Origin of the sequence: Streptomyces sp. NPDC059002 (genome assembly GCF_042740435.1) — a bacterium.
GTDB lineage: Bacteria > Actinomycetota > Actinomycetes > Streptomycetales > Streptomycetaceae > Streptomyces.
This window is the reverse complement of sequence record NZ_JBHYJI010000002.1, coordinates 51,373-60,913: the sequence shown is the minus strand read 5'-3', so window position 1 is coordinate 60,913 and position 9,541 is coordinate 51,373. Positions and strand designations below refer to the sequence as shown.

8 protein-coding genes are annotated in these 9,541 nt (G+C 69.6%); 4 read left to right on the top strand and 4 right to left on the bottom strand.

Going from position 1 to position 9,541, the window contains the following annotated elements:
* Window positions 1-6: 6 nt before the first annotated feature.
* From ACFWZ2_RS02255 to ACFWZ2_RS02240, 4 genes are read left to right on the top strand one after another with little or no spacing between them, the layout of a single operon-like run.
* Window positions 7-996: a 2OG-Fe(II) oxygenase family protein gene (locus ACFWZ2_RS02255; protein WP_384540522.1), complete on the top strand. Its 990-nt coding sequence runs from the start codon at window positions 7-9 to the stop codon at window positions 994-996.
* 37 nt (window positions 997-1,033) lie between these two features.
* Window positions 1,034-3,478 carry a glycoside hydrolase domain-containing protein gene (locus ACFWZ2_RS02250; RefSeq protein WP_384540519.1) on the top strand — a complete coding sequence of 815 codons (2,445 nt, stop codon included), beginning with the start codon at window positions 1,034-1,036 and terminating at the stop codon, window positions 3,476-3,478.
* An 18-nt stretch (window positions 3,479-3,496) separates the two neighbouring features.
* Window positions 3,497-3,940 carry a hypothetical protein gene (locus ACFWZ2_RS02245; protein ID WP_384540516.1) on the top strand — a complete coding sequence of 148 codons (444 nt, stop codon included), beginning with the start codon at window positions 3,497-3,499 and terminating at the stop codon, window positions 3,938-3,940.
* Window positions 3,921-4,601, top strand: coding sequence for a hypothetical protein (locus tag ACFWZ2_RS02240; RefSeq protein WP_384540513.1), 681 nt, complete (start codon window positions 3,921-3,923; stop codon window positions 4,599-4,601). Before ACFWZ2_RS02245 ends, ACFWZ2_RS02240 begins: the two co-directional genes overlap by 20 nt.
* Here ACFWZ2_RS02240 and ACFWZ2_RS02235 read toward each other — a convergent pair.
* From ACFWZ2_RS02235 to ACFWZ2_RS02220, 4 genes are read right to left on the bottom strand one after another with little or no spacing between them, the layout of a single operon-like run.
* Complete coding sequence (locus ACFWZ2_RS02235) at window positions 4,579-6,009, bottom strand: MFS transporter (protein ID WP_384540510.1); 1,431 nt, start codon at window positions 6,007-6,009, stop codon at window positions 4,579-4,581. The genes ACFWZ2_RS02240 and ACFWZ2_RS02235 overlap by 23 nt on opposite strands.
* 10 nt (window positions 6,010-6,019) lie before the next feature.
* The gene (locus ACFWZ2_RS02230; protein ID WP_384540507.1) at window positions 6,020-7,141 is read right to left on the bottom strand and encodes a homoserine O-acetyltransferase; all 1,122 of its coding nucleotides are present in this window, start codon (window positions 7,139-7,141) and stop codon (window positions 6,020-6,022) included.
* A gap of 30 nt (window positions 7,142-7,171) precedes the next feature.
* Window positions 7,172-8,776 (bottom strand): long-chain-fatty-acid--CoA ligase, encoded by a 1,605-nt coding sequence (locus ACFWZ2_RS02225; RefSeq protein ID WP_384540504.1) that lies wholly within the window; start codon window positions 8,774-8,776, stop codon window positions 7,172-7,174.
* Entirely contained in the window at window positions 8,773-9,516 is a 744-nt protein-coding gene (locus tag ACFWZ2_RS02220) for an O-methyltransferase (RefSeq protein ID WP_384540501.1), read from the bottom strand. The genes ACFWZ2_RS02225 and ACFWZ2_RS02220 overlap by 4 nt, the downstream gene beginning before the upstream one ends.
* Between the last annotated feature and the right edge of the window lie 25 nt (window positions 9,517-9,541).

Here is a 9,541-nt window from a genome sequence, read left to right as displayed (position 1 = left end):
GGTCCCATGCCCGTACTGATGCCGTCGGCGGAGGTTCCGACCATCGACATCTCCCCGCTGTTCGGGGACGACGCGAAGGAGAAGACCCGCGTCGCCGAGGAGATCAACAAGGCGTGCCGCGGTTCCGGGTTCTTCTACGCCTCGCACCACGGCGTGGACGTCCAGCTGCTGCAGGACGTGGTGAACGAATTCCACCGGACCATGACCGACCAGGAGAAGTACGACCTGGCGATCCACGCGTACAACAAGAACAACTCGCACATCCGCAACGGCTATTACATGGCGACCAAGGGGAAGAAGGCGGTCGAGTCCTTCTGCTACCTGAACCCCAGGTTCACCGAGGAGCACCCGATGATCGCGGCGGGGACGCCGATGCACGAGGTGAACCTCTGGCCCGACGAGGACAGGCACCCGCGGTTCCGGCCCTTCGGCGAGCGCTACTACACGGAGATGCTCCGGCTCTCCACGGTCATCATGCGGGGCATGGCGCTCGCGCTCGGCAAGCCCGAGAGCTTCTTCGACGCCGCGCTCGCGGAGGACGACACGCTCTCCTCCGTGTCGCTGATCCGCTACCCGTACCTGGAGGACTATCCGCCGGTCAAGACGGGCCCCGACGGGACCAAGCTGAGCTTCGAGGACCATCTCGACGTCTCGATGATCACCGTGCTCTTCCAGACGCAGGTGCAGAACCTCCAGGTCGAGACGGTCGACGGCTGGCGTGACCTGCCGACGTCCGAGGAGAACTTCCTCGTCAACTGCGGCACGTACATGGCCCACGTCACGAACGACTACTTCCCGGCCCCGAACCACCGCGTGAAGTTCGTCAACGCCGAGCGGCTCTCCCTGCCGTTCTTCCTCAACGCGGGGCACCACAGCGTCATCGAACCGTTCCTGCCCGAGGGTGCGACCGGGCGGGTGAAGAACCCGCCGCTGGCGTACGGGGACTATCTGCAGCACGGCCTGCGTGCTCTGATCGTCAAGAACGGCCAGACCTGAGCGTGACCGGTGACAGGGGAGAGGGGCAGGGGGAATCGTGGCGGACGAGAAGGTTCTCGAAGCACAGAGATGGGTGAACGCCACCTACGGCGGCGTGGCGGGGTACGAACGGTGTCCGGAGACCGGCCGCACGGGCTGGTCCACCATGAACGCGCTGATCATGGGCCTGCAGCACGAGTTGGGCATCAGCCCGGTCGTCGCCGGATTCGGCCCCACCACCCTGGCCAAGGTGGCGGCGCTCGGCGAGATCGGCTTCGGCTGGGACAAGAACCGCAACATCGTCGCGATCCTCCAGCACGGCCTGTTCTGCAAGGGCTACTGGGCCGTCGAGCCCGAGAGCTACGGCTGGTACACCGGCGTCACCCGGCAGGCGGTCAAGGACCTGCGCGCCAACATGGGCATCCCCGAGGGCGAGGGCACGGTCAGCGCCAAGATCTTCAAGTGCATCCTCAACATGGACGCGTACGTCGTCGTCGCCGGGGGCACGGACAAGATCCGCGGCATCCAGCAGTGGCTGAACGGCCGCTACTGGCAGAAGGACGCCTACGGCATCGGGCCCTGCGACGGGATCTACTCCCGTGACGTGCAGAAGTCGCTGATGATCGCCATCCAGTACGTGCTGGGCATCGCCTCCCCGAACGGCAACTTCGGCCCCGCCACCCAGGCGGGGCTGCGCGCCAACAACCTCGGCCCGGGGTCCACCGGCGTCTTCGTCGAACTCTTCTCCGCGGCCTGCGTGTTCAACGAGCCGATCGGCGACTACCGCACCAACCAGCGCGACACCTACGACGGCGCTCTCACGGACTACGTCAAGGCGTTCCAGCGGTTCTCGCAGATCTCCAAGGAAGGCGAGGCGAACTACGGCCGCGGGGACTACACGACCTGGGCCCAGCTCCTGGTGTCCATGGGTGACGCGGACCGCCCCGCGAGCGCCTCCGACACCCGCTTCGAGATCACCGCGTCACGGGCCAAGTGGCTGCACGCCAACGGCTACCGGATCGTGGGCCGCTACCTGTACGACCCGCCGGGCTCCGATCTCGACAAGGAGATCAAGCCCGGTGAGCTGAAGACCATCTTCGACAACGGGCTCAGGGTCTTCCCGATCTACCAGGACAACGCCCGCCGACTCGTCGACTTCACCTACACCCACGGCTACGAGCACGCCCTGAACGCCCATAAGCTCGCCTCCGACTACGGCTTCAACCGCGGCACCGTGATCTACTTCGCCGTCGACTACGACGCGACCCAGGACGAGATCGACTCGGCGATCGTGCCGTACTTCCAAGGGGTCTCCGCCGGTCTCGCCAGCCAGGGCAAGAAGTACGTGCACGGCGTCTACGGATCGCGCAACGTGTGCACGAACGTCACCAACAAGACGTTCGCCCGCTTCTCGTTCGTGTCCGGCATGTCCTGGGGCTTCTCCGGCAACCTCGGCTTCACGCTCCCCACGAACTGGTCGTTCAACCAGATCAAGGAGTTCAAGGTCAGCAACGGCTCCGACTCCTTCGACCTGGACCGCGACGTGTGGCGCGAGCGGAGCGACCCCGGCACCGGGTCGATCAAGGACCCGGCGGGCCCGGCCGACGCGTTCATCGCCTACATCCAGCGGCTGTACGACGTCGCGGTCGGCTACACGGGTTCGGACCGGAGCCCCTCGCAGCTGGTGATGGAGTACATCCGGCACGCCGAGTACGGCAACAAGGACTGGCAGAACGAACTGGGCTGGTGGTTCCTGATCGGCGGCTACGACGAGGGGTTCGTCAAGCACGCCAACGACCGGGGCATGACCATCATGAAGAACTTCACCGACCCCTACACGGGCTACGAGCTCGGCGCCGAACACCTGATGGCCACCGCCAACGGCCACTTCCTCACCCCGCAGGAGTCCAACCAGAAGAGCGCGAACGGCGGCGACGTCGCGGGCTGGGGCGGCGACCTCATGACGTTCTTCGCGGAGTGGCGCAACTCCGAGGAGCAGTACGCGTCGGGCAAGGCGTTCTGCGAGGCGAAGCTGGCCGTGCCGACCGTGGCGTCGTCGTTCGGCTTCGCCGACCTGATCGAGGACGCCGACGGATACCGGCTCGCGCGTGCGGTGCGCGGCGGCAAGACGATCGTCCAGGCCGTCAAGGACCACTACGACGGAGGCGGCGGCCTGCGCCGCTTCAACACCTACTTCGAGGACCGCTGGGGAACGGCCGAGAACTGCAAGTTCGCCGCCCACAACGTCCTCACCGCCAGCGACATCACGCTCGGCCTCGGCCGCAAACAGCTCATCACCATGGCCGGCGCGATGCTGCCCTCGGTACTGCAGAACCTGCCGGGCGGCGCCGACAAGCTGGACTCGTTCGAGCAGGGTTTCGTGAGTGCGATCCTGCGTCGTACGGGCATGGAGAACCGGTTGGCCGACACCTACCGGGCCAACCACGAGAAGTATCTGCACGCCGCCCGTACCCGCGAGTCGGCGCGCGCACGGGAGAACTGACGGCCGGGAGTACAGCGCGTGCGGGAACTGGTGGTGCTCCTTGCGGTGATCGCGCTCGGCGCATGGTGCGTGTGGAGTGCCTGGAGCGCGGTCGTCGCGGTGAAGTGGCTGCGCACCGGCGAGTGGCGGCGCCCGAGATGGTGGGTGCACGTCGCGTCCGCCCTGCTCTTCGCGGACGTCGTGGTGTGGCTGCGGGGCGCCTTCGCGGGCGGCCTCGACGCGGAGAAGACGTGCCGCTTCGCGGACCACACCGTGTACGACCGCTCCTACCGCGAGCGGCACCCGGACGAGTCGGGGCGGCTTTTCCCGCTGCACAACAAGTGCAACGCGCACCACGACCTCGTGCCCGCCTGGGTGAATCCCACTGTTGTCGCCCTCACCCTCTGCATTCTCGTCGCGCTGTGCGGCGCGCTGTGGTCGGTGACTGATCGAAGGAAGAGTCATGCGGGATCAACTCATTGACCGTCGACGGGTCCTGGTCACCGGCGCCGGCGCGGGCGTCGCCCTCGCGGTCGCTCCGGTGCCGGTCCTCTCCGGTACGGCACGGGCCGCGGACCCCGGGCACGGCAGCGTGTGGAACGGGGCGAGATCGGCCAACGGATGGCCGGTGCTGGAGAGAGCCGACGAGCTGGGGATCGAAGGGTCCGGACGCTCGGTACGGCTGGCCCCGGGGGACGCGGCGGTGCTCCTGCTGCATGTGGCACGCCGCTTCCACTACGAGATCGACCAGCTCCGCGAGGACGACGTGCGCGGCCACACGACGTCACGGCACATCGTCGAGCGGTACGAGTCCAACCACCTGTCCGGCACCGCCCTTTCCGTGCGCGCCGACGCCTACCCGGTGGGCGTCAAGGGCGGCCTGTACCCGCACGAGCTGGTCGTCGTCCGGGACATCGTCGCGGAACTCGACGGAGCGGTGGCGTGGGGCGGCGACTTCGCCACGCCCAAGGAGTCGCACTTCGAGATCGCCCACCGGCCGGGCCATCCGAAGGTGAAGGGCGTCGCGCGGAAGATCCGAGGCTGGGACGCGGGCCCCGGCGGCCGGGGCGCGGGCGCCACGGACGCCTTCGACCCCGAACGCCGCGCCCGCGCCCGGTCGTTCAGCGCCCGACGGCGGGGATAGCGGCCGCGGCCGAGGCCTGTGCGGCGGCGCGCCGCTCCCTGGCCCGCGCCAGCAGGAAGAGACCGGCCAGGGTGGCGCCCGACGTCAGCGTCAGGAAGACGAGGCCGTGCCGGTAGCCGGTGGTGATGTGCGCGGCGTCCAGGGACGCGTGCCGGGAGACGCCGTAGAACACGATGCCGATGACGGACAGGCCGACGGCGCCCGCCACTTGCTGCGTGGTGGCCAGCAGTCCGCTGGCCGTGCCCGCCTGCTCGGGCCTCATGCCCTCGAGGATGAGCCCGAGCAGCGGCCCCATCACGGCCCCGGTGCAGGCGCCGTTGACGGCGAGGAGTGTGCCGAGGGCCGCCATGTTCACGTCGCGGGGCTCCGCGAGGAGCAGCAGGAACTGCGCGGCGTACCCCACGATCTGCACGCACATCGCGACCTTGAGCGGCCGCATGCCCCACCGCGCCGTCAGGGAGTGCGAGCCCATGCTGGCCACGCAGAAGCCGACGGCCAGCGGGGTGGAGATCAGGCCGGACTGGAGCGGGCTGAGTGCGCGCCCCTCCTGCAGCAGCAGCGACAGGACGTACAGGAACGAGGACAGGGAGGCGTAGAAGGCGAACACGGTGAGCAGGCCGATGCGCAGCGCGCCGACGTGCAGCAGGCTGGGCGGCAGGATCGCGTCGAGCCCACGGGACTCGACGCGGCGCTCCCAGAGCCAGAAGCACGGCAGGACCACGGCCGCCCCCGCGAGCATCGCCAGGGCCCAGCCCGGCCAGCCCACCGAGCGGCCGACCGTCAGGGGCAGCACGAGGAGCACCATGGCCACGGCGCACAGCGCGACCCCGGTGCGGTCGATGCGGCGGCTGCCGAGCCGGTCCGTCGCGGGCAGCAGGCGCGGGGCGAGCAGCAGCGCGAGCACCCCGATCGGCAGATTGATGAGGAACGCCCAACGCCAGGTCAGGCCCAGCCAGTTGAGGGTGATCAGGGCGCCGCCGAGGAACTGTCCCATGGCCATCGCGCTGCCGAGCGCCAGGCCGTAGACGCGCATCACGCGGGGGCGTTCCGCGGGCGGGTAGTGGATCTGGATGAGCGCGAGGACCTGCGGGAAGAGCACGACGGACGCGCCGCCCTGGAGGGCCCGGCCGATGATCAGCCACCAGACGTCCGGGGCGAAGCCGCACACCGCCGAGGTCGCGGTGAAGAGCGCGATGCCCACGATGAATGCCTTCTTGGGCCCCCAGTAGTCGCCGATCCAGCCGCCGAGCACCAGGAAGCAGGCGTAGACGATGGCGTAGGCGGCCACGACGAGCTGGGTCTCGCCGCCGGTCGCGGTGAGGTCCGTGCCGATGGACGGCACGGCGACATTGACGATGAAGAAGTCCAGGGTGGGCATGAAGGCGCCCAGGAGCAGCACGGCAAGCACCGGTCCGCCCCTAACCGAGCGCGAGCCGGAGCTGAGGATCCATCAGCTCGGGTGCGAACAGGAAGCCGTAGTGCCCCAGTTCCGACTCCTCGATGTGCAGCCGGGCGCCCCGGATGCCCTCGGCCAGCTCGCGCTGCGTCTCGCACGGGTAGGCGCGGTCGGTGGTGAAGCCGATGACATGGGTGGGGCAGGTGATCCTGGCGAGCGCCGCGCCGATGCTTCCTCTGCCGCGCGCCACGGTGGCCCGCAGCGCCGTCTCCGCGAGCACCAGATAGGAGTTGGCGTCGAAGCGCTCCCAGGCCTTCTCGCCCTGCGCGAAGACGTAGTCGCGGAACTTGGTGTGGCAGCCGTCCGAGTCGTCGTACCAGGCCTGCCCGCCGAACCGGCCCTGCCAGTACGCCTCGGTGCCGTAGCGGATGTGCGCGAAGTTCCGGGCGAGCGCGACACCGGCCCGGGGCCCGCAGCCCTCGGGCAGGTCGTAGAACTCGCCGCCGTGGAAGTGGGGGTCCTGGCGGATCAGCTCCAGTTCCAGATGGGTGTGGCCCGCCTGTTCGACGCGGGTGGCCGCCGCCACGGCGATCAGGAACAGCTGCCCCACCCGCTCGGGACGGGAGACCGCCCACTCCAGGGCGCGCGCCCCGCCGATGGACATGCCGATGACGGTGTGCCAGCGCTCGATCCCCAGCGCGTCCGCGAGCGCCGCCTCCGCGTTCACCTGGTCCACCACGTCGAGCGCGGGGAACCGGGAGGCCCAGGGCCTGCCCTCCGGGTCGAGACCGGTGGGTCCCGTACTGCCGTCGCAGCCGCCGAGATTGTTGGCCACGATCACATGGAAGCGGTCCGTGTCGACCGGCTTCCCGGGGCCCACCAGGGCGTCCCACCAGCCCTCCGCGCGATGCCCGGGACCCGTGGGTCCCGCCGCGTGGCTGCTCATGCTCAGCGGCGGCAGGACGAGCACGGCATTGCCCCGTTCCGCGTCGAGTTCGCCCCAGCTCTCGTACGACATCGTCACCGGGCCGAGGCGCCGGCCGCTGAGGAGTGCCAGCGGTTCCTCGGCCGAGTGGGTCCGGACGAAGTGCCGGTTCCCCGGAGGGTCACCGGGTTGCCATGCTCCGGTGTTGTGCAGTCGCATGCGTGTTCCCTCCGTGGTCTTCGCCGGGCGTCACTGATCCGCGTAGCGGCTGCGCAGCACCTTCTTGTCGAACTTGTTGGTGGCCGTCTTCGGCAGCTCGGCGACGAACTCGAAGCGGTCGGGCACCCACCACTTGGGCAGCTCGCCGCGGAGGAAGGAGCGCAGGTCGTACGCCGTCACCGAGGTACCGGCACGGGTCACCACCACGGCCAGCGGCCGCTCCTGCCACCGGGAGTCCGGCACGGCGACGACGGCCGCCTCGCGGACGTCGGGGTGCTCCATCAGCGCGGACTCGACGGCGATCGAGCTGATCCACTCGCCGCCCGACTTGATCAGGTCCTTGCTGCGGTCGGTGATGCGGATGTAGCCGTCCGGCTCGATGGACGCGATGTCCCCGCTGCGCAGCCAGCCGTCGTGGAACTTCGTGGTGTTGCTGTCGTCGCCCGGGCGTTCGTAGCGCACCGCACCCCACAGCGAGCGGACCTCCAGCTCGCCCTGCGTCACCCCGTCGTGCGGCAGGACGCCCCCCGATCCGTCGACCAGGCGCAGCTCGACACCGGGCACGGCGAGGCCCTGCGTGTGGTGCAGGTCGAGCTGCTTCTCCGCGGGCTGGGAGGCACGGCTGCTGCGCACGTTCGTCAGGGCGACGAGCGCCATGTTCTCCGTCATGCCGAGCCCCTGCTGCATGGTCACGCCGCGGTCGGCGTACCGGCGCACCAGGCCGGAGGGGATCGCGGAGCCGCCGCAGACGATCCGCTCCAGGGACGCGAAGACCTCCTTGGGCGGATCCAGTTCGTCCAGCGCGAGCCAGAACGTGGGCACGCCCGCCGACAGGGTGACCTGCTCCCGCTCAAGCGTCTCGGTGATGGCACCGGGCTTGAGATGCGGTCCGGTGAACACCAGGCCCGCGCCCGCCATCGCGGCCGCGTAGGGCAGGCCCCAGGCGGCCGCGTGGAACAGCGGCGTCAGCGGGAGGATCACATCGCTCTCCCGGATCGCGAAGGCGTCGGCCGTGCACACCGCGAGGGAGTGCAGGGCCAGCGACCGGTGCGAGTGGGCGACGGCCTTGGGATTGCCCGTGGTGCCGCCCGTGTAGCACAGGCAGGCGATGCGGTTCTCCGCCACGTCGCGCGGCTCGACGGGATCAGCACCGGCGAGCAGCTCCTCGTAGGAGAGCGCGTCGGTGAACGCCGGGTCCACGGTGCCGCCGTCGGGGATCACGACGAACCTGCGCACCGAACCGAGCCGGGGCAGCAGCGGCGCCAACTGCCCCGTCAGGGAGGCGTCGACGACCATCACCTCGGCCCGGGCGTGGGCCACGACCCAGGCGATCTGCTCGTCGGAGAACCGCACGTTGACCGGCGCGAGCACGGCGCCGGCCATCGGGACGCCGAAGAACCACTCCAGGTGCCGGGTGCTGTTCCAGGCGAACGTGGCCACCGCGGTGCCCTGGCCGACGCCCAGCCGGGGCAGCGCCCCGACCAGGCGATGGACCCGTCGGCGCAGGGCGCCCCAGGACGTGCCCGTGGGCCGCCCCGCGAGGTCCGCCTCACGTATCTCCTTGTCGGGCGCCACCGCGGCGGCCCGCCGCAGCAGCGTGCCGACCGAGAGCCCGATCCCGCCCTGGGCGGTCATGAGGCAAGCTGGACGAGGGTCATGCCGTCGTGCACGGTGAGCAGGGCGGCACGTACTCGCGGGTCCTCGGCGATGTGCTTGTTGAACTTGACGACGTCGTGCGCCCAGTTGGCGAACATCCGCTCCATCCACTCCTCGCCGGTGGTGGCCTCCTCGGCCGGCGGCAGGGTGCGCGGGTTGAGGACCTCGCCGCCCCACATGGTGTTGTCGACGACGAGCAGGCCGCGGGGGCGCAGCAGATTGCGGGCGAGGATGGTCTCGAAGTACGTGATGTAGTTCGGCTTGTCCGCGTCCAGGAAGATGAGGTCGAAGTCCCCCTCGACGTTGCGCAGACCGGAGAGGGCGTCGTCGAGGACGGGCTTGATCTTGTGCCCGTGCGCGCTGAGCGCGAACGACTGGGTGGCCACCTCCTGGGCCCGCGGGTCCGTGACATAGCTGTCGACGGTGAGGATCTCGCCGTCGTCGGGCAGGGCCGCGGCCATCGCGACGGTGCCGTGGCCGGTGAAGGTGCCCACTTCGAGCACCCGGTTCATGCGGCCGGTGGATATCAGCATCTGGAGGAAGGTCACCTGGACCGGCGCGGTCGAGATGTCCGCCCATTCGGGGGCGGACTTGGTGGTCTTCTCTGCGATGTCGACGAGTTCGGCGGAGACCGGCGTGGAGGAGCGCTCCGCGTAGTCCCGTACCCCTTCCCGGAAGATGGAGGGCTTCTCGAAGGTGGCGTCAGACCTGTATTCCATGGATTCATCCCTCGCTGTGTAACGG

Excerpts from the sequence above, each read along its gene's own strand:
- ACFWZ2_RS02255 (WP_384540522.1), top strand. The coding sequence starts at position 7 with ATGCCCGTACTGATGCCGTCGGCGGAGGTTCCGACCATCGACATCTCC.
- ACFWZ2_RS02240 (WP_384540513.1), top strand. The coding sequence starts at position 3,921 with ATGCGGGATCAACTCATTGACCGTCGACGGGTCCTGGTCACCGGCGCC.
- ACFWZ2_RS02230 (WP_384540507.1), bottom strand. The coding sequence starts at position 7,141 with ATGCGACTGCACAACACCGGAGCATGGCAACCCGGTGACCCTCCGGGG.
- ACFWZ2_RS02225 (WP_384540504.1), bottom strand. The coding sequence starts at position 8,776 with ATGACCGCCCAGGGCGGGATCGGGCTCTCGGTCGGCACGCTGCTGCGG.
- ACFWZ2_RS02220 (WP_384540501.1), bottom strand. The coding sequence starts at position 9,516 with ATGGAATACAGGTCTGACGCCACCTTCGAGAAGCCCTCCATCTTCCGG.